At 63.3% G+C, this 22288-nt stretch carries 17 protein-coding genes; 6 read left to right on the top strand and 11 right to left on the bottom strand.

All coding sequences use genetic code 11. The features are described from left to right. Window positions 1-4: 4 nt before the first annotated feature. On the bottom strand, window positions 5-1600 hold the full coding sequence (locus M1E16_RS04790; protein ID WP_458129319.1) for an efflux transporter outer membrane subunit: 1596 nt from the start codon (window positions 1598-1600) through the stop codon (window positions 5-7). 312 nt (window positions 1601-1912) lie between these two features. On the opposite strand from M1E16_RS04790, the gene M1E16_RS04785 reads away from it, so the two are divergent. Next, entirely contained in the window at window positions 1913-2881 is a 969-nt protein-coding gene (locus M1E16_RS04785) for a LysR family transcriptional regulator (protein ID WP_434569728.1), read from the top strand. A gap of 28 nt (window positions 2882-2909) precedes the next feature. Here M1E16_RS04785 and M1E16_RS04780 read toward each other — a convergent pair whose 3' ends face one another. Then, window positions 2910-3167, bottom strand: a complete 258-nt coding sequence (locus M1E16_RS04780; RefSeq protein ID WP_458129318.1) for a hypothetical protein — start codon at window positions 3165-3167, stop codon at window positions 2910-2912. Between the two features lie 342 nt (window positions 3168-3509). On the opposite strand from M1E16_RS04780, the gene M1E16_RS04775 reads away from it, so the two are divergent. The 5 genes from M1E16_RS04775 to M1E16_RS04755 all read left to right on the top strand — a co-directional run bounded on the left by M1E16_RS04775 (window position 3510) and on the right by M1E16_RS04755 (window position 11557). Beyond that, window positions 3510-4667 (top strand): efflux RND transporter periplasmic adaptor subunit, encoded by a 1158-nt coding sequence (locus M1E16_RS04775; protein WP_458129317.1) that lies wholly within the window; start codon window positions 3510-3512, stop codon window positions 4665-4667. Continuing rightward, complete coding sequence (locus M1E16_RS04770; protein ID WP_458129316.1) at window positions 4664-7777, top strand: multidrug efflux RND transporter permease subunit; 3114 nt, start codon at window positions 4664-4666, stop codon at window positions 7775-7777. The genes M1E16_RS04775 and M1E16_RS04770 overlap by 4 nt, the downstream gene beginning before the upstream one ends. Before the next feature lie 9 nt (window positions 7778-7786). Beyond that, complete coding sequence (locus tag M1E16_RS04765; RefSeq protein ID WP_434625940.1) at window positions 7787-8461, top strand: heavy metal response regulator transcription factor; 675 nt, start codon at window positions 7787-7789, stop codon at window positions 8459-8461. Next, the gene (locus M1E16_RS04760) at window positions 8436-9815 is read left to right on the top strand and encodes a heavy metal sensor histidine kinase (protein ID WP_434699552.1); all 1380 of its coding nucleotides are present in this window, start codon (window positions 8436-8438) and stop codon (window positions 9813-9815) included. The genes M1E16_RS04765 and M1E16_RS04760 overlap by 26 nt, the downstream gene beginning before the upstream one ends. A 257-nt stretch (window positions 9816-10072) precedes the next feature. Then, window positions 10073-11557 (top strand): sensor domain-containing diguanylate cyclase, encoded by a 1485-nt coding sequence (locus tag M1E16_RS04755; RefSeq protein ID WP_434698046.1) that lies wholly within the window; start codon window positions 10073-10075, stop codon window positions 11555-11557. A 232-nt stretch (window positions 11558-11789) separates the two neighbouring features. Here M1E16_RS04755 and lpxC read toward each other — a convergent pair whose 3' ends face one another. The 9 genes from lpxC to murD form a co-directional block, all read right to left on the bottom strand. Then, a complete protein-coding gene (lpxC, locus tag M1E16_RS04750) occupies window positions 11790-12701 on the bottom strand; it encodes a UDP-3-O-acyl-N-acetylglucosamine deacetylase (protein WP_030139673.1) in 912 nt (303 codons plus the stop codon). Between the two features lie 112 nt (window positions 12702-12813). Continuing rightward, a complete protein-coding gene (ftsZ, locus tag M1E16_RS04745) occupies window positions 12814-14007 on the bottom strand; it encodes a cell division protein FtsZ (protein ID WP_305496634.1) in 1194 nt (397 codons plus the stop codon). A gap of 97 nt (window positions 14008-14104) precedes the next feature. Then, window positions 14105-15364 carry a cell division protein FtsA gene (gene ftsA / locus M1E16_RS04740; RefSeq protein ID WP_058542749.1) on the bottom strand — a complete coding sequence of 420 codons (1260 nt, stop codon included), beginning with the start codon at window positions 15362-15364 and terminating at the stop codon, window positions 14105-14107. A 15-nt stretch (window positions 15365-15379) separates the two neighbouring features. Continuing rightward, window positions 15380-16246, bottom strand: a complete 867-nt coding sequence (locus tag M1E16_RS04735; RefSeq protein ID WP_434569734.1) for a cell division protein FtsQ/DivIB — start codon at window positions 16244-16246, stop codon at window positions 15380-15382. A 3-nt stretch (window positions 16247-16249) separates the two neighbouring features. Continuing rightward, on the bottom strand, window positions 16250-17215 hold the full coding sequence (locus tag M1E16_RS04730) for a D-alanine--D-alanine ligase (protein WP_305496638.1): 966 nt from the start codon (window positions 17213-17215) through the stop codon (window positions 16250-16252). Next, a complete protein-coding gene (gene murC, locus M1E16_RS04725) occupies window positions 17212-18672 on the bottom strand; it encodes a UDP-N-acetylmuramate--L-alanine ligase (protein ID WP_305496639.1) in 1461 nt (486 codons plus the stop codon). Before murC ends, M1E16_RS04730 begins: the two co-directional genes overlap by 4 nt. Continuing rightward, entirely contained in the window at window positions 18665-19735 is a 1071-nt protein-coding gene (gene murG, locus M1E16_RS04720) for an undecaprenyldiphospho-muramoylpentapeptide beta-N-acetylglucosaminyltransferase (RefSeq protein WP_434625947.1), read from the bottom strand. The genes murC and murG overlap by 8 nt, the downstream gene beginning before the upstream one ends. Next, a complete protein-coding gene (ftsW, locus tag M1E16_RS04715; protein ID WP_370870999.1) occupies window positions 19725-20942 on the bottom strand; it encodes a putative lipid II flippase FtsW in 1218 nt (405 codons plus the stop codon). Before ftsW ends, murG begins: the two co-directional genes overlap by 11 nt. Then, window positions 20939-22285, bottom strand: coding sequence for a UDP-N-acetylmuramoyl-L-alanine--D-glutamate ligase (gene murD, locus M1E16_RS04710; RefSeq protein ID WP_458129315.1), 1347 nt, complete (start codon window positions 22283-22285; stop codon window positions 20939-20941). Before murD ends, ftsW begins: the two co-directional genes overlap by 4 nt. Between the last annotated feature and the right edge of the window lie 3 nt (window positions 22286-22288).

The raw sequence follows: 22288 nt of genomic DNA, 5'->3' as shown, positions 1-22288 counted from the left end.
CTGCTCAGCATCGTGGCGAGGGAGCTTGCTCCCGCTTGGGTGCGCAGCATCCAACTGAAGGGACGGCGCGGCACCCATCTGAAGAACCTGGGGCTGCTTCGCAGCCCAGCGGGAGCAAGCTCCCTCGCCACAGGGGAGCGCTTGCCACAGGCATGTCGCTGCCGGCCTCCAGCCCGCCGCCCAATGCGGTGACCAAATCGGCATGGGCGCTCAGCCGCGCTGCCTCTATCTGCTGTTGCACCTGTTGTTGCTTGAACAGCAGGCTCTGGGCGTTGAGCACGTTGAGGTAGTCGGTGAGCCCACGCTGGAACGCCACCAGCGCGATGTCGTAAGTGCGCTGGGCGGCGGCCACCGATTCGGCGGCGAAGGCCTGCTGCTTGTCCATCGACTCACGGCGAATCAACTGATCGGAAATGCTCTTGAGGGCATTCACCAGCGTCTGGTTGTAGCGCGCCACGGCGATGTCATAACCCGCCGCAGCCTCGCCCAACTCGCCACGCAGGCGTCCGCCATCGAAGATCGGCAGCGAAATCGCCGGGCCGACGTTGTAGGTGAGCTTCTTGCCTGTCAGGAACTCCAGCGCCCCACCGCCAGTAGCCATGTAACCGAGGCTACCGACCAAGTCGACGTTGGGGTAAAAACCCGCGCGCGCCACCTCGACTCCACGGGCCTGGGCCGCCACCTGCCAGCGCGCGGCAACCACATCCGGGCGCTGGCCGAGCAGTTCGGCGGGCAATGCCGATGGCAGTTTCAACGGAGCCCCCAGCGCCAGGCTCGGCCGTTGCAGGCGCGCGCCGTCGCCCGGGCCCTTGCCGGCCAGCGCCGCCAATTGATTGCGGCTCAGGGCAATGGCTTCGTCGAGGGCATCGAGCTGACGATGGGTTTCCGGCAATGGCGCCTGGGCCTGGCTGACTTCGAAATGGGTGCCGATGCCACCGTCCAGACGCTTTTGCGCCAGTTCGAGGATCTGCTCTTGCTGATGGAGGGTTGCGGCGACGATGTCGCGTTGGGCGTAATGCAACGAAAACCGGATGTAGGCGCGCACGATATTGTCCTGCAATTCCAGCTGCGCTTGCCGCGCCTCGGCGACGCTGACATGGGCCAGGTCGACGGCCCGCTCGCTGGCGCTGCGCTCGCGGCCCCACAGGTCCAACGCATAGCTCAGGCCCAGGGCGGCGTTGTTGTCCCACGTGGTGGTGTTGGCCAGTTCGCCGGGGCCATAAAACTGATCGGTGGGCCAGTTGTGGCGCTTGAGGGCCGACTCGCCATTAATCTGCAGCGACTCGGCGGCCTCGGCGACACCCGCCATGGCCTTGGCCTGGCGCACCCGAGCGACGGCCATGGCCAGGCTCGGGCTGTCTCGCACGGCCAGGTCAATCCAGCCGTCCAGTTGCGGGTCACCATAGGCTTTCCACCACTGGCGGGTCGGCCAGTGAGCATCGCGGGCGGCCTCGCGTATCGCCGCATCGGTCGCCAACTGGTTGGCCAACAAGAGCTCGCCTTGCGGCGCGATCCCTCCCGTCCCGATACAACCGCTGAGGGTCAGCGTCAAAACCCAAACACTGAGAGTCTTCAGCTCTCTGCTGATGCAACGCGGCACGGGCGCAATATTCCTGAGGTGGAGAGGCAAGAAGAGATGATGAGAATTTCGCCCTGGAACACACCTGTGGGAGCGAGCCTGCTCGCGAAAGCGGCCGCGCAGGCACACCGAGAGCAACTGTGGTGCCAGTTTCGCGAGCAGGCTCGCTCCCACAAGATCCAGGACTGGCGGCAATTCTAGGCATCGCCTCCAACGGCGATAAGCCGACCTTTCTGCGAATCTTTGTTACCGTTATCGTGATAATCCATTAGTCGGGGTCCCGCATCTCTGTAACTTCATGTCACAATTTGGCACCTCCCAAGAGAGCCCTTCATGGACACTTTGCAAAACATGCGTGCGTTCAGCTGTGTTGCCGAAGCCGGCAGCTTCACCGCCGCCGCCGCGCAACTCGACACCACCACGGCCAACGTCTCGCGTGCGGTTTCCAACCTGGAAGCGCATCTGCAAACCCGTCTGCTCAACCGCACCACTCGCCGCATCGCCCTGACCGAAGCCGGCAAACGCTACCTGCTGCGGTGTGAGCAGATCCTGGCGTATGTCGAAGAGGCGGAAGCCGAGGCCAGCGATGCCCATGCGCGCCCGGCCGGACAGTTGAAAGTCCATACCATGACCGGCATCGGCCAGCATTTCGTCATCGACGCCATCGCTCGTTATCGCAAGACGCACCCGGACGTGACCTTCGACCTGACCCTGGCCAACCGGGTGCCGGACATCCTCGACGAGGGCTACGACGTCTCGATCGTACTCGCCAGCGAGTTGCCGGACTCCGGCTTCGTGTCCCAGCGCCTGGGAATCACTTACAGCATCGTCTGCGCGTCGCCCGCCTACGTGAAGGCCAGCGGCTGCCCGCAGAAACCCAGCGACCTGCTGAACCACGCCTGCCTGCGCCTGGTCAGCCCGGTCATTCCGCTGGAGAAGTGGGTGTTCGACGGCCCGGAGGGCCAGGAGATGGTCACCATCAACAGCTCACCGTTCCTGGTGAACTCCGCCGATGCGATGAAGACCGCGATCACCAGCGGCATGGGCGTGGGCGTGCTGCCGGTGTACGCCGCCATCGAAGGCTTGCGCAACGGCACGCTGGTGCGGGTCATGCCTAACTACCGTTCCCAGGAACTGAACCTTTACGCCATCTACCCTTCGCGCCAGTACCTGGATGCGAAGATCAAGACGTGGGTCGAATACCTGCGAGGCTCGTTGCCGGAAATCCTCGCGGCGCACCAGGCCGAACTGACGGCCTATGAATTGAGTGGAAGCCTGACGGGAGCACGGGTCGCGAACTGAATCCGCGACCGCGCGCCGAGGGGAAAGATCAGCGTTTGCCCATCGAACGGCGCGTGCCGGGAGGCGCGGCGCCGGGGGTCTTGGTATGGCCATTCTTCGCGCCGTTCTTGTACCACGGTTGTTGGCCGGCACCTTTGGCCGCCGCCAGGTCGCCTGGTTTGAATGGAAACTTGAAGGCCGGGATCGGCGCCTTGTCGTCGGCGGCGCTGGAAACATCGCTGTCCGTCTGGCCAGACGATTCGCCTGGCAAGCGTTCGTCTGCGGGCGATGGTATTGGGGAAGTCATTTGAGTTATTCACTTGAGTGGGACAACAAACCGTGGCGAGGGAGCTTGCTCCCGCTGGGCTGCGAAGCGGCCCCATTTCTGTGAGCGCTTCGCACTCAAGCGGGAGCAAGCTCCCTCGCCACAATTGAGTATGCGTGGCTCGGTAGCCGAGCCGCGAAACGCAGCAGTATACCTGCGCGAAATCACGGTGCCACGGAGCAGATGCAGCGGTGGAGTTCCGTCTGACGGGAAACCAAGACAAAACTGACAGCCCTGACAGCTAGCCGTCACCTTCCTGACGGGCTCACAACGCTATATAAGAAAGCCAGGAATTCCTCCGTCCCGAACCGGCGTTTCACGTTCATGCCTATCCAGAAAAAAACCGTCCTGCTCGTCGCGTTACTGATCGCCCTGGCCGCCCTCGCCCTCTGGTTCATCATGAAGCCCGTCGCCAGCAAACCCAGTGCTTCCACCGCAGTGCCTGTGAAAGTGATAAGCGTTGTCGAGCAGGATGTGCCGCGCTTTGCCAGTGGCATCGGCACGGTATTGTCGCTGCACAGCGTGGTGATCCGTCCGCAGATCGACGGCATCCTCACCAGGCTGCTGGTCAAGGAAGGGCAACTGGTCAGGAAGGGCGACCTGCTGGCGACCATCGATGATCGCTCGATCCGCGCCAGCCTCGACCAGGCCCGGGCCCAGCTCAGCGAGAGCCAGGCGCAACTGGCCGTGGCCCAGGTCAACCTCAAGCGCTACAAGCTGCTGAGCGTCGATGACGGCGTATCGAAGCAGACCTACGACCAGCAACAAGCGCTGGTCAACCAGCTCAAGGCCACTGCCCAGGGCAACCAGGCGGCCATCGATTCGGCGCAGGTGCAGCTGTCCTACACGCAGATCCGCTCGCCGGTGAGCGGTCGCGTCGGCATTCGCAACGTGGATGAAGGCAACTTCCTGCGCACCAGCGACACCGAAGGCCTGTTCACGGTGACCCAGATCGACCCGATCGCCGTGGAGTTCTCCTTGCCCCAGCAAATGCTGCCGACCTTGCAGCGATTGATCGCCGCCCCGGACCAGGCCTTGGTCAAGGCCTATATCGGGGCCGACGGCGTGACCGGGGAATTGCTCGGCGAGGGACGGCTCAGCCTCATCGACAACCAGATCAACACCAACACCGGAACCCTGCGGGCCAAGGCCGAATTCAATAACGCCGCGCAACGGCTGTGGCCGGGGCAACTGGTGACGCTGAAAATCCAGACCGCTATCGACAAGGGTGCCCTGGTAGTGCCGCCCACCGTGGTCCAACGCGGGCTGGAGCAACATTTCGTCTATCGGGTCAAAGGTGACAAGGTCGAAAGCGTGCCGGTGCAAATGGTTTACCAGGACAGCGACAGGCACATCATCAAAGGCGTGAACGCCGGCGATCAACTGGTGAGCGACGGCCAGTCACGGCTCAAGCCCGGCGCCAGCGTCCAGGTGCTCAGCGATCCGCCCGCCCTCGCCAAGACCGGGCAGGCGCAGCCATGAAGGGCCGCGGCTCGATATCGGCGTGGTGCATCGACCACCCCATCGCCACGGTGCTGCTGACGTTCGCCCTGGTGTTGCTGGGGTTGATCGCCTTTCCCCGCCTGCCCGTCGCGCCTTTGCCCGAGGCGGAATTCCCGACCATCCAGGTCAACGCCCAACTGCCCGGCGCCAGTCCCGAAACCATGGCGTCGTCCGTGGCGACCCCGCTGGAGGTGCAATTCAGCGCCATCCCCGGCATTACCCAGATGACCTCAAGCAGTGCGTTGGGCTCGACCAACCTGACCCTGCAATTCAGTCTCGACAAGAGCATCGACACCGCCGCCCAGGAAGTGCAGGCGGCGATCAACACCGCCGCCGGCAAGCTGCCCAATGACATGCCGAACCTGCCGACCTGGCGCAAGGTCAACCCGGCCGACAGCCCGGTGCTGATTCTCAGCATCAGCTCCGACCTGATGCCAGGCACCGAACTGAGTGATTACGTCGAGACGCTGCTCGCCCGCCAGATCAGCCAGATCGACGGCGTTGGGCAGATCTATATCACCGGCCAGCAGCGGCCGGCGATCCGGGTCCAGGCCTCGGCCGACCGGCTTGCCGCCATCGGCCTGACCCTCGCCGATATTCGCCAGTCCCTGCAGCAGGCCAGCCTCAACCTGGCCAAGGGCGCGCTGTATGGCGAGTCGAGTATTTCCACCTTGTCCACCAACGACCAGCTGTTCAAGCCGGAGGAATACGGCGAGCTGATCGTTTCCTACCGGGACGGCGCACCGGTCCATCTCAAGGACATCGCCAAAGTCGTCAACGGTTCGGAAAACGCCTACGTGCAGGCCTGGTCCGACGATCAGCCCGGCGTCAACCTGGTGATCTTCCGCCAGCCGGGGGCGAACATCGTCGAGACGGTCGACCGCATCCAGGCGGCGCTGCCGACGCTGGAAGCCATGCTGCCGGCCGCCATACAGGTCAAGGTGATGATCGATCGCACCCAGACCATTCGCGCTTCGCTGCATGAAGTGGAAATCACCCTGCTGATCGCGGTGCTGCTGGTGGTGGCGGTGATGGCGCTGTTCCTGCGCCAGCTCTCGGCGACATTGATCGTCTCGGCAGTGCTCGGGGTGTCGCTGACCGCCAGTTTCGCGCTGATGTATGTGATGGGTTTCAGCCTCAACAACCTGACCCTGGTGGCGATCGTCATCTCGGTGGGATTCGTGGTGGACGACGCGATCGTGGTGGTGGAGAACATCCACCGGCACCTGGAAGCCGGCGATGGCATGCGCGAGGCGGCGATCAAGGGCGCCGGGGAAATCGGCTTCACGGTGGTGTCCATCAGCTTCTCGCTGGTGGCGGCGTTCATTCCGCTGCTGTTCATGGGCGGCGTGGTCGGGCGGCTGTTCAAGGAGTTTGCCCTGACCGCCACTTCGACCATCCTGATTTCCGTCGTGGTGTCCCTGACCCTGGCGCCGACCCTGGCTGCCTTGTTCATGCGCGCCCCGAAGCATCACGCGCAGGCCAGGCCGGGTTTCGGCGAGCGCCTGCTCGGCTGGTACGAACGCGGCCTGCGCCGGGCCCTGGCCCACCAGAAACTGATGATCGGCGTGTTCGGCCTGACCCTCGCCCTCGCGGTGGTGGGCTACGTGTTCATCCCCAAGGGCTTCTTCCCCGTCCAGGACACCGGCCTGGTGCTGGGCACCAGCGAGGCGGCCGCCGACATCTCATTCCCGGACATGGTGGCCAAGCACAAGGCCCTGGCCGAGATCGTCGCCGCCGACCCGGCAGTGCAGACCTTCTCGCACTCCGTCGGCGTCTCGGGCAACAACCAGACCATTGCCAACGGCCGCTTCTGGATCGCCCTCAAGCCTCGGGGCGAGCGCGATGTATCGGCCAGCGGCTTCATCGACCGGATCCGCCCCAAGTTGCTGAAGATTCCCGGCGTTGTGCTGTACCTGCGGGCCGGACAGGACATCAACCTCAGCTCCGGCCCGAGCCGCGCCCAGTATCAATACGTGCTCAAGAGCAACGACGGGCCGACCCTCAACGCCTGGACGCAGAAACTCACCGACAAGCTGCGCAGCATTCCGGCATTCCGCGACATCTCCAACGACTTGCAACTGGGCGGCAGCATCACCCACATCAACATCGACCGCAGCGCGGCGGCACGTTTCGGCCTCACCGCCAGCGATGTCGACCAGGCGCTCTACGACGCTTTCGGCCAGCGGCAGATCAATGAATTCCAGACCGAGACCAACCAGTACAACGTCATCCTGGAACTCGACACCCAGCAACGCGGCAAGGCCGAAAGCCTGGCGTATTTCTATCTGCGCTCGCCGCTGAGCGGGGAAATGGTCCCGCTCTCGGCCCTTGCCCGCTTCGACGCACCGACCAACGGCCCGCTGTCGATTGCCCACGACGGCATGTTCCCGGCCGCCAACCTGTCGTTCAACCTCGCGCCGGGCGTGGCGCTGGGGGATGCCGTGCGCCTGCTCGACCAGGCCAAGAACGAGATCGGCATGCCCGCCGCCATCACCGGCAGCTTCCAGGGCGCGGCCCAGGCGTTCCAGAGCTCGCTGAAAAGCCAGCCGTGGCTGATCCTCGCTGCGTTGGTGGCGGTGTACATCATCCTCGGCGTGCTCTACGAGAGTTTCGTCCATCCGTTGACGATCATTTCCACGTTGCCCTCGGCCGGCCTCGGCGCGTTGATCATGCTCTGGCTGTTGGGCCAGGACTTCTCGATCATGGCGCTGATCGGCCTGGTGCTGCTGATCGGCATCGTCAAGAAGAACGGCATCCTGATGATCGACTTCGCCCTCGATGCCCAGCGCAACCGCGGGATGGCGCCGCAGGAAGCGATTTTCCAGGCCTGCCTGACGAGGTTCCGTCCGATCATGATGACGACCCTGGCCGCCCTGCTCGGCGCCCTGCCATTGATGCTCGGCTACGGCCCTGGAGCCGAATTGCGCCAACCACTGGGCATCGCGGTGGTCGGTGGCCTGCTGGTGAGCCAGGCACTGACGCTGTTCACCACGCCGGTCATATACTTGTGGCTGGAGCGATTGTTCCATCGGCCCGCGCCTCGACCCGGTTCTGCGCCGACGGCGGCGCTGGCAAATGCAGACTGAGGCCGGGCCATGCGCGTTCTGATCATCGAAGACGAAGAAAAAACCGCCGACTATCTGCACCGCGGCCTGACCGAACAGGGTTACATCGTGGATGTGGCGCGGGACGGCGTCGAAGGGCTGCACCTGGCCCTGGAAAGTGACTATGCGGTGATCGTGCTCGACGTCATGCTGCCGGGCCTCGACGGCTTTGGCGTGCTGCGGGCCCTGCGCGCCCGCAAGCAGACGCCGGTCATCATGCTCACCGCCCGCGAACGGGTCGAAGATCGCATCAAGGGCCTGCGCGATGGCGCCGATGATTATCTGGGCAAGCCGTTTTCGTTCCTGGAACTGGTGGCCCGCCTGCAAGCCCTGACCCGCCGCAGCAGCGGCCATGAACCAGTACAAGTGAGCATCGCCGACCTGTGGATCGACCTGATCAGCCGCAAGGCCAGCCGCGCCGGGCAGCGCCTGGACCTGACCGCCAAGGAGTTTTCGCTGCTCAGCGTGCTGGCTCGCCGCCAAGGCGAGATCCTTTCGAAAACCGCGATTGCCGAAATGGTCTGGGACATCAATTTCGACAGCGACGCCAACGTCGTCGAAGTGGCGATCAAACGCCTGCGGGCCAAGCTCGACGGGCCTTTCGAGCACAAGCTTCTGCATACCATCCGAGGGATGGGTTATGTGTTGGAGAACCGCGGTGAGTAACAGCATCGCCCTGCGCCTGAGCGGCATGTTCACGCTGGTGGCGGCGCTGGTGTTCCTGCTGATTGGCGGCGGCTTGTACCAGCAGGTCGAAAAAGGTCTCGGCCTGTTGCCAGAGGCGGAGCTCGATGCCCGCTACAGCGTGCTGGAGTCCACCGTCGGCCGCTATGGCACGCCGGAGCACTGGGTCAAGATCAACAACAAGCTGCGCTTGCTCGGCGAGGAGGATAAACGCATCCACTTCTGGATCGTCAGCGATGACCCGCGCTTTGAATACGGTAACCCCGATGCACAGATCCGTGCCTTCGCCGCAGGTCCATTGGGCAAACGTGACCTGAAGCTGGCGACGCAGCATTACCCGATGAAAGTGCTGGTGAGCCAGTTCCCGGCCAAGGACCAGCGACCGCCGCTACGGTTCATGATCGGTATCGACACCGAGACCTTCTACCAGACCCAGCATCGTTTGCTGGTCGCGCTGGTGAGCCTGGCGATCGTCGGCGTGCTGCTGGCCTCGTTGCTGGGCTACTGGGTGGCGCGCATCGGTCTCAAGCCACTCATCAAGTTGTCGGACGAAGCCCGGCGCCTGGCCCCGCCCCGGCTCACCGGGCGCTTGCAATTGTCACCGCTGCCACCGGAACTCAACCAGTTCGTCAGTTCCTTCAACGCAACCCTGGACCGGGTCGAGCAGGCGTATTCAAGGCTGGAGTCATTCAATGCCGACGTTGCCCATGAACTGCGCTCGCCGCTGACCAACCTGATCGGCCAGACGCAGGTGGCGTTGACCCGCGGGCGCTCGGCAGAGCATTACTTCGAAGTGCTGCAATCGAACCTCGAAGAGCTGGAGCGACTGCGCTCGATCATCAACGACATGTTGTTCCTGGCCAGCGCCGACCAGGGTAGCAAGGCCACCAAGCTGACCACGACGTCCCTGGCCGATGAGGTGGCAACCACCCTCGATTATCTGGACTTCATCCTGGAAGACGCCCAGGTCCAGGTTCGCGTCAGCGGCGATGCCCAGGCCAGTATCGAGATCGCCCACCTGCGCCGGGCCTTGATCAATCTGCTCAGCAACGCCGTCCAGCACACCGCGCCCGGCCAGGTGATCGACGTGGACATCGAAGCCACCGGCGACCAGGTCATCCTGGGCGTCACCAATCCCGGCGAGCCTATCGCCGGCGAACACCTGCCGCGCCTGTTCGAGCGCTTCTACCGGGTCGACGTCTCCCGCAGCAACAGCGGCGCCAACCACGGCTTGGGCCTGGCCATCGTCAAGGCGATTGCGCTCATGCACGGCGGCGATGTATTCGTGCGCAGCGACCGTGGTGCCAACACCTTCGGGATCCGCTTGCCGGCCTGAGGAGCAAGCCCGCCCCCACGAAATTCCTGTGGCATACGCCCACCCAAGACAACACTGTAGGAGCGAGCCTGCTCGCGAAAGCGGCAGTCCATCCAACCTCGATTTCCATGCAATAAGCCACGATGTGGATTGCTCAATTCCAGTGTCACAAGCACAATCTTGCAAAAGGCCAGCATTGTCTGATGCCAGTCATCCGCTGTTAAAGATGAGCAGCCTATGGGAAGGATCCCAGCCACATGACAATGCAGATCGGAATCATGAGCGCGAGCAGTGCAACACCCGGCAACATTCCGCTTTCGATACGTTCGGAGCGGGTACTCGTTTTGGCCAGCTCGCTGGTTGTCATCGCCATCGTAGCTATCGTGACGTTCCTGCTGATCCGTGAACACGCCAGCGCGCAGCAGGCAGCGACGCGCGCGGCGAGCAACATTGTGCAGTTGATCGACGCCGACGTACTGCGCAATGTCGAACTCTACGATCTTTCGCTGCAAGGCCTGATTGCCGCAGCGAAACGCCAGGACCTCCAGGACGTTTCGCCAACGATCCGCCACCTCGCCCTGTTCGACCGCGCCACCGCAGCCCCTTACAAAGGCGACATATTGCTGCTCGACAAGCGCGGCGACGTGGTCGCCGATTCCGCTTCGGTCGAACCGCGCAAGGGCAATTACGCCGATCGGGAATACTTCCAGTCCCATCTGCAGGATCCGGGCCCGGGCATGAAGATCAGCCGTCCGTTCCGGGCCCGGAGCAGCCCGCATGATTGGCGTATCAGCTTCAGCTACCGCTTGAACGACGACCGGGGCGAGTTCATGGGCGTGGCCGAGGCTGCAATGCGCCTGGGCTACTTCAGCCAGCTCTTCAAGAGCTTGAACATCGGCCATGGCGGCACGGTCAACCTGGTCAGCCGCGACGGGATCCTGTTGGCTCAGGAGCCGCCTCTGGCCGAAGACATGATCGGCAAGGATTTCAGCAGCCGACCGAACTTCGTGCGGATCCTGCGCGAAGGCGATGGCAGTTTTACCAGCGTGTCCAGCGTGGATCAGAAGCAGCGGCTGTACACCTTTTCCCAGGTAGGTAATCTGCCGCTGATCGTCGTGGTCGCGCTCTCTTCCCAAGAGGTTTTCGCGTCATGGCAACGCACGGCGCTGCTGGTCAGTGGCGCCACGGGCGCGCTGTGCTTCAGCTTGCTCTGGCTCACCTGGCTGCTGCGTCGGGAATTGAGACGCCGGCACACCGCTGAACGGGAACTGGCCCTGCTGGCATCCGTCGACCCGCTGACAGGCCTGGCCAACCGCCGGACGCTGGACCAGACGCTGCAACTGGAGTGGCTGCGCGCCCAGCGCTCCGGTCAACCGTTGTCGATCCTGATGATCGATGCCGACCACTTCAAGGCGCTCAATGATCGCCTGGGCCACCAACGCGGTGACGAGGCGTTACGAACCCTGGCGCAACTGATCGGCGGGTACGTGCGCCGACCGGCCGACCTGGCGGCGCGTTATGGCGGTGAAGAGTTCTCGGTGGTGCTGCCGGAGACGACGACCGCAGGAGCGTTCACCATGGCGCAAAACATTCGCGAAGCCGTTGAGCAACTGCCCGGCGACGCCCCCATGACCGTCAGCATCGGCATCGCTACGTGGGCGAACGGGCCTTACAACGAACTTGAGGCGTTGCTGCTCGCCGCCGACAAGGCGCTCTACCAGGCCAAGGCCAGCGGGCGTAATCGAGTTGTTTGTGCGATGTAAGCCTTGCTCCTGCTTTTGTGGCGAGGGAGCTTGCTCCCGCTGGGCCGCGAAGCGGCCCCAGAGAGATAGCGACTCGCTCGCCTGATCCACCGCAGACCAGGTTGAGGACTGCTTCGCAGTCCAGCGGGAGCAAGCTCCCTCGCCACAAAAGCCTTTCGCAGCCGACATAAAACCCAGCCATAAAAAAAGGCCACCCGAAGGCAGCCCTTAAAAAACTAGAGAGGTTTTTTGCTTACACGGCCGCTACAGGGCGCATGTAAGAGATTGGTGCGGTGCTGGCGTCTTCGAACGTCACGACTTCCCAAGCGTCTTTCTGCTCAATCAACTTGCGCAGCAGCTGGTTGTTCAGTGCGTGGCCGGACTTGAAGCCCTTGAACTCACCAATCAGGCTGTTGCCCAGCAGGTAGAGGTCGCCGATTGCATCGAGGATCTTGTGTTTGACGAATTCGTCTTCATAACGAAGGCCGTCTTCGTTCAACACGCCATCGGAATCGACCACGATCGCGTTTTCCACACTGCCACCGAGTGCGAGGTTGTGCTTGCGCAGGTACTCGATATCACTCATGAAACCAAAGGTACGCGCGCGGCTGACTTCTTTAACGAACGAAGTGCTGGAAAAATCCACGCTTGCACTCTGGGTGCGGTCACGAAAAACCGGGTGATCGAAATCGATCTCGAAGCTCACCTTGAAACCTTCGAAAGGGACAAAAGTGGCGCGCTTGTCGCCGTCTTCCACTGTCACTTCCCGCAGGATGCGGATGAACTTCTTGGCCGCGTCCTGCTCTTCCAGGCCAGCCGATTGAATCAGGAATACGAAAGGTCCGGCGCTGCCATCCATGATCGGGACTTCGGACGCGGAGAGCTCGACGTAGGCGTTATCGATGCCCAGGCCAGCCATGGCCGAGAGCAAATGCTCCACCGTGTCCACTTTGGTGTCACCGTTGACCAGCGTGGTCGACATAGTGGTTTCACCAACGTTTTCCGCGCGAGCAGGAATCTGCACCACAGGGTCGAGGTCGGCACGACAAAACACAATGCCGGTGTCGACAGGCGCGGGCTTGAGGGTCAGATAGACCTTCTCGCCGGAGTGCAGGCCGACACCTGTGGCACGGATAATATTCTTCAGGGTGCGTTGTTTAATCATGGCATGGGCCGCTTCAGCGCAAATTGCGAACTGGTATCAACAAAGGCTGGCGATGATAGCAGACCAGACCTTTGCTGAACACCAATCACCCGTATACCCCTGATACATTCCATCAATCGGCCTGACGACGCAGGAATGCCGGGATGTCCAGGTAATCCAGATCGTCTTGCGGATTCATCTTCGCGGCAGTCGCAGCACCGGCCTGGGCCTGGTTGCGCATGACGGTCGGACGGTCCAGGTCACGGTAGTTCACCGCGGGAGCTTCCTGACGAGCGGCAGCTTGCTGCTGTGGCTGCGAAGCCATGGCGGTCTGCACGGTGTTGTCGATCACCTTCATCGGTTTCTCGATTTTCGCGCCCAGGCCAGTGGCAACCACGGTCACGTGCAGTTCGTCACGCATGTCCGGATCGATAACGGTGCCGACCTTGACCATTGCGTGGTCGGAAGCGAACGCCTCGATGATGCTACCCACGTCGGAGTACTCGCCCAGGGACAAGTCCGGACCGGCGGTGATGTTTACCAGGATGCCGCGGGCGCCCTGCAGGTTCACATCTTCGAGCAGCGGGTTGCGGATGGCCGCTTCGGTGGCTTCGCGTGCACGGTTCGGACCGCTGGCGCAGCCGGTGCCCATCATCGCCATGCCCATTTCGGACATCACGGTGCGTACGTCGGCAAAGTCGACGTTGATCATGCCCGGACGCTTGATGATGTCGGAGATACCGCGAACGGCACCGGCCAGTACGTCATCGGCCTTGGCGAAAGCCGACAGCAGGCTGGCGTCCTTACCGAGGATGGTCAGCAGCTTCTCGTTGGGGATGGTGATCAACGAGTCGACGCTTTCGCTCAGCGCGCGGATGCCTTCATCGGCGATCTGCATGCGCTTGCGGCCTTCGAACGGGAACGGACGGGTCACCACAGCAACGGTGAGGATGCCCATTTCCTTGGCCACTTCGGCAATGATCGGCGCTGCACCGGTACCGGTACCGCCGCCCATGCCAGTGGTGATGAACACCATGTTGGTGCCAGCCAGGACTTCAGCGATGCGCTCGCGATCTTCCAGGGCAGCCTGACGGCCAACCTCGGGATTCGCGCCGGCACCCAGGCCCTTGGTCACGCCGGTACCGAGTTGCAGGATGGTCCGCGCGCCGATGTTTTTCAGCGCCTGAGCATCGGTGTTGGCGCAGATGAACTCAACGCCTTCGATGTTGCTCTTGACCATGTGGTTGACAGCGTTGCCGCCGCCACCGCCGACACCGATTACCTTGATAACCGGGCTGGCGGGGATGTTGTCTACGAGTTCGAACATTTTCCCTCTCCTTTCATTCTCTAGTTTTTTCGCCTACTGCGTTTGTTGCCGTCTTGCAACGCCGGGCCTGAAACCCGACGCCTGAATCTGAAATCGTTTAGAAATTGCCCTTCACCCAAGCCTGGAGCCGCTCGAACAGCGGTGCCTTGGGCTCTTCGCTGCTGTAGCTGTCACGGCTGCCGATGCCCGAGAACGAGATCCCGTCGGATTGCTTTTGCAGGCCGTACATCAACAGGCCCACGCCAGTCGAATAGATCGGGTTGCGCACCACGTCATCCAGGCCCTTGACGCCATGGGGCACGCCCAGGCGCACCGGCATGTGGAAAATCTCTTCGGCCAGCTCGACCGCGCCCTCCATCTTCGACGTACCGCCGGTCAGCACGATGCCGGCCGGGATCAGGTCTTCGTAGCCGCTGCGGCGCAGTTCGGCCTGGATCAGCGTGAACAGTTCGTCGTAGCGCGGCTCGACCACTTCGGCCAGGGCCTGGCGCGACAATTCGCGCGGCGGACGGTCGCCGACGCTCGGCACCTTGATGGTTTCACCGGCACCGGCCAGCTTGGCCAGGGCGCAGGCGTAACGGATCTTGATTTCCTCGGCGTACTGGGTCGGGGTGCGCAGCGCCATGGCGATGTCGTTGGTCACCTGGTCGCCGGCAATCGGGATCACTGCCGTGTGGCGGATGGCGCCTTCGGTGAAGATCGCGATGTCGGTGGTGCCGCCGCCGATATCGACCAGGCACACGCCGAGTTCTTTCTCGTCGTCGGTCAGCACCGAGTAGGCCGAAGCCAGTTGCTCGAGGATGATGTCGTCGATTTCCAGGCCGCAGCGACGCACGCACTTCTCGATGTTCTGCGCGGCGTTCACGGCGCAGGTGACCACGTGGACCTTGGCTTCCAGGCGTACCCCGGACATACCCAGGGGCTCGCGTACGCCTTCCTGGTTATCGATCACGTAATCCTGCGGCAGGGTGTGCAGCACCCGCTGGTCGGCCGGAATCGCCACGGCCTGGGCCGCGTCGAGTACGCGCTCAAGGTCGGCGGAGCTGACTTCACGGTCCCGAATCGCCACGATGCCGTGGGAGTTCAGGCTGCGGATGTGATTGCCCGCGACACCGACGAACGCCGAGTGGATCCGGCAACCGGCCATCAGCTGCGCTTCTTCGATGGCGCGCTGGATCGATTGGACGGTGGACTCGATGTTCACCACCACGCCTTTCTTCAAGCCACGGGACGGGTGTGTACCGATCCCGACGATGACCAGCGTGCCGTCGTCCGCGACCTCGCCTACCAGCGCTACCACCTTGGAAGTGCCGATATCCAGACCGACGATCATTTTTCCGCTTTGCACGTTTGCCATGGGTCCTGCCTCTTCTTAATTCTTCGCGACGGCGGGTTCGGCCGTCGTCGGCGCTACAGGTTCCCGCCAGCCAACAGCGAGGCCGTTGGCGTAGCGCAGATCGATGCGCGCAATGTTCGTAATCTGTTCTTTGAGCGTCTTGTCATAGATGGCAATGAAGCGGCGCATCTTTTCCACCAGGTTGCCGCGCCCGAGCAACAGCTCGATGCCCGGCCCCGAGCTGCCCGCGCCAGTGGTCAGGAACCAGCTGCCGCGCTCACGCAATTCCAGGCGCGCGATGGAGAAGCCCAGTGGCCGCAACATCTGACTCAACACCTGGTATTGCTGCATCACTTGCTGCTGGGCCCGCTGTGGACCGAACAGTTGCGGCAAATGTTCATAATTGGCCAGTTCCCGTGGCGTAAACGCCTGGCCCTGGTTGTTCAACAGCGACTCGTCGCCCCAACGGGCCACCGGCAACTGCTCTTCCAGACGAATCGACACCTGGTCCGGCCATACCCGCCGCACTTCGGCGTGGGCGATCCAGGGCATCTGCTCCAGCTCGGTGCGCATGCCCGCCAGGTCGATGGTGAAGAAGCTCGACGCGACGAACGGAGCGATCCGCTGCTGCACCGCCTGCTGGCTGATGTAGCTCAGGTCACCCTGGACGTTGATCCGGGCGATCGGCCGATCGGCATAAGGCAGCAGCCGCTGCGCGCCTTCATACGTGCCGAACCCCAATACCACCAGCATCACCGGCCAGAACAGGCTCTTGAGAAAGCCGAAATTGGCTTTCGGCAAGCGCGCCGACATCGGCTCTTTGGCCACCATTCGGCTGGCACCCCGCGGCACCGGCTTGCGACCGGGTGCGGATGGCTGATGACGAAGCGATGCGCCTTGCATGGCTTAACCCCTGGACTCTTGGTTGCCGACACTGGCGGCCAGGATCGACAGCACCAGTTGCTGGAAATCCAGGCCGGCAGCACGAGCCGCCATCGGAACCAGGCTGTGGTCGGTCATGCCGGGCGCGGTGTTGACTTCCAGGAACCAGAACTGCCCATCGGCGTCCTGCATCACGTCCGCCCGCGCCCAACCGGCGATACCCAGCGCCTCACAGGCCTTGGCCGTGAGGTCCATCAATTGTTTTTCCTTGGCAGCGTCCAGCCCGCAGGGAATGCGGTACTGGGTGTCATTGGCGATGTACTTGGCGTCGTAGTCGTAGAACGTGTGGGGCGTGCCCAGCGCAATCGGGGGCAACACCTGGTCACGCAGGGTGGCGATGGTGAACTCGGGACCGGTGATCCATTGCTCGACCAACACTTGCGAATCGTAGGAACTGGCGTCCTTCCAGGCTGCGGTCAACTCAGGCAGCGAATTCACTTTCGCCATGCCGATACTTGAACCTTCATGGGCCGGTTTGACGATCAAAGGGAAGCCCAGTTCCGTCGCCGCCGAAATACAATCGGCCTCGGACGCCAGCACGGCGTGACGCGGCGTCGGGATGCCGAGGCTGTGCCAGACCTGTTTGGTGCGCAACTTGTCCATCGCCAGGGCGGAAGCCAGGATGCCACTGCCGGTGTAGGGAATGCCCAGGCATTCGAGCAAGCCCTGCATGCTGCCGTCTTCGCCGCCACGGCCATGAAGAATGATGAAGGCGCGATCGATCTTTTCGCTCAGCAGGCGCTGCAGGAAGTCGTCGCCCACGTCGATGCCGAATGCGTCGACGCCGGCGCTTTGCAGGGCTTGCAGCACGGCGTTGCCGGACTTGAGAGAGACCTCGCGCTCGGCGCTCTTGCCACCGAACAGCACGGCCACGCGGCCGAAGGCTTTCGGATCAAGGGTCGAGACCAGGTTGGCGTAGGCAGCAGTCATTTCAGTTTCCCCTCGCTGGAGGCCACGGTGGCTCCGGCGAATAACGGACTTTTCAACAGTTTCGGGGCCAGGCCACCGATATCACCGGCGCCCTGGCAGAGCAGGATGTCGCCGGCGCGCAGCAGCGGCTTGACCAGCGGCGCGAGGTCCACGCCGCGGTCGATGTAGATCGGGTCCAACTGGCCGCGCTGGCGGATGCTGTGGCACAGCTGGCGGCTGTCGGCGCCCGGGATCGGCTCTTCGCCGGCCGGGTAGACTTCCATCAACAGCAGCACGTTGGCGTCGGCCAGCACCTGGACGAAATCGTCGTACAGGTCGCGGGTGCGGCTGTAGCGGTGCGGCTGGTAGACCATCACCAGCCGGCGCTCCGGCCAGCCACCGCGCACGGCCTTGATCACCGCCGCGACTTCGGTCGGGTGATGGCCGTAGTCGTCCACCAGCATCACGTTGCCGCCGTCCACCGGCAGCTCGCCGTAGACCTGGAAGCGTCGACCCACGCCCTGGAACCCGGACAGGCCCTGGACGATGGCTTCATCGCTGACGCCTTCGTCGGTGGCGATGCAGATGGTCGCCAGCGAGTTGAGCACGTTGTGGTTGCCGGGCATGTTCACCGACACGTCCAACGGCTCGCGATCAGGACGCAGCACGGTGAAGAACGTCTGCATGCCCTGCTGGCGCACGTTGATCGCGCGCACGTCGGCGTCTTCGCCAAAGCCGTAGGTCACGGTCGGACGCTTGATCAGCGGGAGGATTTCGCGCACCACCGGATCGTCCAGGCACACCACCGCCAGGCCGTAGAACGGCAGGTTGTGGAGGAACTCGACGAAGGTTTTCTTCAGTTTGTTGAAGTCACCGTCGTAGGTCGCCATGTGGTCGGCGTCGATGTTGGTGACCACGGCTACCAGCGGTTGCAGGTGCAGGAAACTTGCATCGCTCTCGTCGGCTTCGGCGATCAGGTAGCGGCTGGTGCCCAGTTGGGCATTGGTGCCCGCGGCATTCAGGCGCCCACCGATCACGAACGTCGGGTCCAGGCCACCGGCAGCGAACACCGAGGCGATCAGGCTGGTGGTGGTGGTCTTGCCGTGAGTACCGGCGACGGCGATGCCGTGGCGATAGCGCATCAGCTCGGCGAGCATCTCGGCGCGCGGCACCACGGGAATGCGACGTTCCAGGGCGGTGGCGACTTCCGGGTTGGAAGTGTTCACGGCGCTGGAGACCACCAGCACATCGGCGTTGGCGGCGTTCTCGGCACGATGGCCGATGAAAATCTGTGCACCGAAGGATTCCAGGCGCTCGGTGACCGGCGAAGCCTTCAGGTCGGAACCCGAGACCTGGTAACCCAGGTTCAGCAACACCTCGGCGATCCCGCACATGCCCACGCCGCCGATCCCGACGAAGTGGATGCGGCGGATGCGGCGCATTTCCGGCTGCGGCATGGCTTTGCGATTCTCAACCATGGGCCACCTCCAGGCAGGTATCGACCACTTGGGCCGTGGCATCGGGTTTGGCCAGGCGGCGTGCGGCGCGGGCCATGTCTTCGAGTGTTTGCGGCTGCATCAAGACCTCTGTCAGGCGCGCGGCTAGATCCGCGGCGCCAGTCGTTCTTTGTGGCATCAGGAAGGCAGCGCCTTCGCGGGCCAAATAATCGGCGTTGCGGGTCTGGTGATCGTCGATGGCGTGGGGCAAAGGCACCAGCATCGAGGGCAGACCGGCGGCAGCCAGTTCACTGACGGTCAGCGCGCCTGCGCGGCAGACCACCAGGTCGGCCCAGCCATAGGCTTGGGCCATGTCTTTGATGAAAGGCTGCACTTGCGCCTCGACGCCAACGGCGCGATAGCGCTCGGCGGTCACTTCATCGTGGTTTTTGCCAGCCTGGTGAAACACTTCCGGGCGCAATTCGGGGGCGACCTGGGACAAGGCTTCGGGCAGCAGTTTGTTCAACGGTTCCGCTCCGAGGCTTCCGCCGAGGATCAGCAAACGCGCCTTGCGTCCGGCCAGGGCCGGGCGCGGTGTATCGAGGAACAGCTCCGTGCGCACCGGGTTACCGGTGGTGCGACGGCTGCCCGACAGGGTAAAGGTGTCGGGGAAGGCTTCACACACTCGAGCGGCCAACGGCACCAGTAACCGATTGGCGGTACCAGCGACCGCGTTCTGCTCATGAACGATCACCGGCACACCGGCCAGTTTTGCCGCGACGCCGCCAGGACCGGTCACATAACCGCCGAAGCCGACGACACACACCGGCCGCAGCCGACGGATGACCGCCCGCGCCTGCCAGATCGACTTGAGCAGCATCAGCGGAGCCTTGAGCAGCGACAGCTTGCCTTTGCCCCGCAGGCCACTGGCGTTGATCCGATGCAGCTCGAGGCCGGCGGCGGGTACCAGTTCATTCTCGATGCCACGCGGCGTGCCGAGCCAGTGCACGGTGTAGCCGCGCGCCTGGAACTCCCGGGCACAGGCCAGCGCCGGGAATACATGCCCGCCGGTTCCGCCCGCCATGATCAGCACGTTAGCGCCCATGAGTCGGCTCCTCGGCGAAGTCGCTTTCATGGAATTCCATTTCTTCACTGCCCAGGTGGGTTCGACTTTCCCACTCGATGCGCAGCAACAAGCCGAGGCAGGCACAGCAGATCACCAGGGAGCTGCCGCCATAACTGAGGAACGGCAGCGTCAGGCCCTTGGTCGGCAGCAGACCGACGTTCACCCCGATGTTGATCAGGAACTGGCCGATCCACAGGAACGACAGGCCGTACGCCACGTACGCGGCAAAGAACTGCTTGGCCTTCTCGGCCCACAAGCCGATGTACATGCCGCGCACACAAACGAAGACGAACAGCGCGACGGTGCACAGGGATCCCACTACCCCTAGCTCCTCGGCGAGAACCGAGAACACGAAGTCGGTGTGGGCTTCCGGCAGGTAGAACTGCTTTTGCACGCTGTTGCCCAGGCCCACGCCCAGCCACTCGCCGCGACCGAAGGCGATCAATGCCTGGGTCAACTGGTAGCCGGAACCGAACTGGTCGGCCCACGGATCGGTAAAGGTGATCAGGCGCGCCATCCGGTACGGCTGGGCCTGCACCAGGACGGTCACTGCCGCGAACGCCAGCGCTACCATCAGGGTAAAGCGGAACAGCCCGACACCGCCGAGGAACAGCATTGCCGCCGCCGCGCCCATCATCACCACCGTCGCGCCGAAGTCCGGCTCCATCAGCAGCAGGCCGGCCATCGGCAGCAGCACGATGAACGGCTTGAAGAAGCCCATCCAGCTCTCGCGCACTTCTTTCTGGCGACGCACCAGGTACCCGGCGAGGTAGATCACCACAAAGACCTTGGCGATTTCCGAAGGCTGCACGTTGAAGAAGCTGAAGCCGATCCAGCGCATGGAGCCGTTGACCTCGCGGCCGATGCCCGGCACCAGCACCATCACCAACAGGCCGAAGGCACCGAGCAGCATCAGCCAGCCCAGGCGTTGCCAGGTGGCGATCGGCACCATCATGGTGACAATGCACGCGCCCAGGCCGATCACCAGGTAAATCAGGTGGCGGATCATGTGGTAGAGGGTGTTGCCCGATTGCACGGCGGCCACTTCCGACGAGGCGGAAGTGATCATCACCAGGCCCAGGCCGAGCAGCGCCAGGCAGCCGGCGAGCATCGGGAAGTCCAGGTCGATACCGCGACCGGTAATCAGCGGCGACGGGTACGGCTTGATGATGTTCATCAGGCTCATGCCAAGTCCTCCGCAGCCCGGGCGAACAGTTGCCCGCGCTCTTCGTAATTCTTGAACATGTCGAAACTGGCGCAGGCCGGCGACAACAGCACGGCATCGCCCGGTTGCGCGAGGGCACGGCATTGCTGCACGGCTTCGTCCAGCGAAGCGACGCGAACCTGCGGCACGGCATCGCCGAGGGCTTGGGCGATCAGTTCGCGATCGCGGCCCATCAGCACCACGGCACGACAGTTGACCGCCACCGGATCGCGAAGGTCTTTAAAATCGGCACCCTTGCCATCGCCACCGGCGATCAGCACGAGCTTGCCCTGGATGTCCGCGCCGAGGCCTTCGATGGCAGCCAGGGCGGCGCCAACATTGGTGGCCTTGGAATCGTTGTACCAGGCCACGCCATCCAGGTCGCGCACCCACTGGCAGCGGTGCTCGAGCCCGGCAAAGCTGCGCAGCGCCGAAAGCATGGCGTCAAACGGCAGCCCGACGGCATGCCCGAGGGCGAGCGCGGCCAAGGCATTGGCCTGGTTATGGGCGCCGCGAATCTTCAGTTCGCGCACCGGCATCAGGTTCTGGAATTCGAAGGCCAGATATTTCTCGCCGTTCTCTTCGCGCAAACCGAAGCCTTTGAAATCTGGAGCGCCGAGGCCGAAAGTCCAGCACGGCAGCCCTTCGCTCATCAGCGGACGCGTCAAGGCATCCTGGCGGTTGAACACCACTTGCCGGGCACCACGGAAAATCCGGTGCTTGGCCAGGTGATAGGCCGGCAGGCCGCTGTAGCGGTCCATGTGGTCTTCGCTGATGTTCAGCACAGTGGCCACTTCAGCGCCAAGGTGATCGGTGGTCTCGAGCTGGAAGCTCGACAGCTCCATGACGTACAGCTCGACCTCGTCGCTGAGCAGATCCAGCGCCGGGGTGCCGAGGTTGCCGCCCACGGCGACACGCTTGCCGGCGGCCGCGGCCATTTCACCGACCAGCGTGGTGACGGTGCTTTTCGCATTGGAACCGCTGATGGCGATAATCGGCGCCTTGGCGTTGCGCGCGAACAGCTCGATATCGCCGGACAATTTCACGCCACGGGCGGCGGCAGCCTGCAGGGCCGGGGTCGCCAGGGCCAGGCCAGGGCTCACGTAGAGCTCGTCGGCGCGGCACAGGAACTCGACGTCCAGCTCGCCACAACGCACATCCACCTGGGGATAGTCACGACGCAGCGTGGCCAGCTCAGGCGGATTTTCCCGCGTATCGGCGACGGCAAACGACACACCCCGGTTCGCCAGGAAGCGAACCAGGGACATGCCGCTCTTGCCGAGGCCGACAACGATGCGGAAGTGGTCAGAAGCGATCAGGGACACTCG

The organism is Pseudomonas sp. Z2-11 (assembly GCF_054161305.1).
The sequence above is the reverse complement of the archived record's forward strand: the minus strand, read 5'-3'. Positions and strand labels throughout refer to the sequence as shown.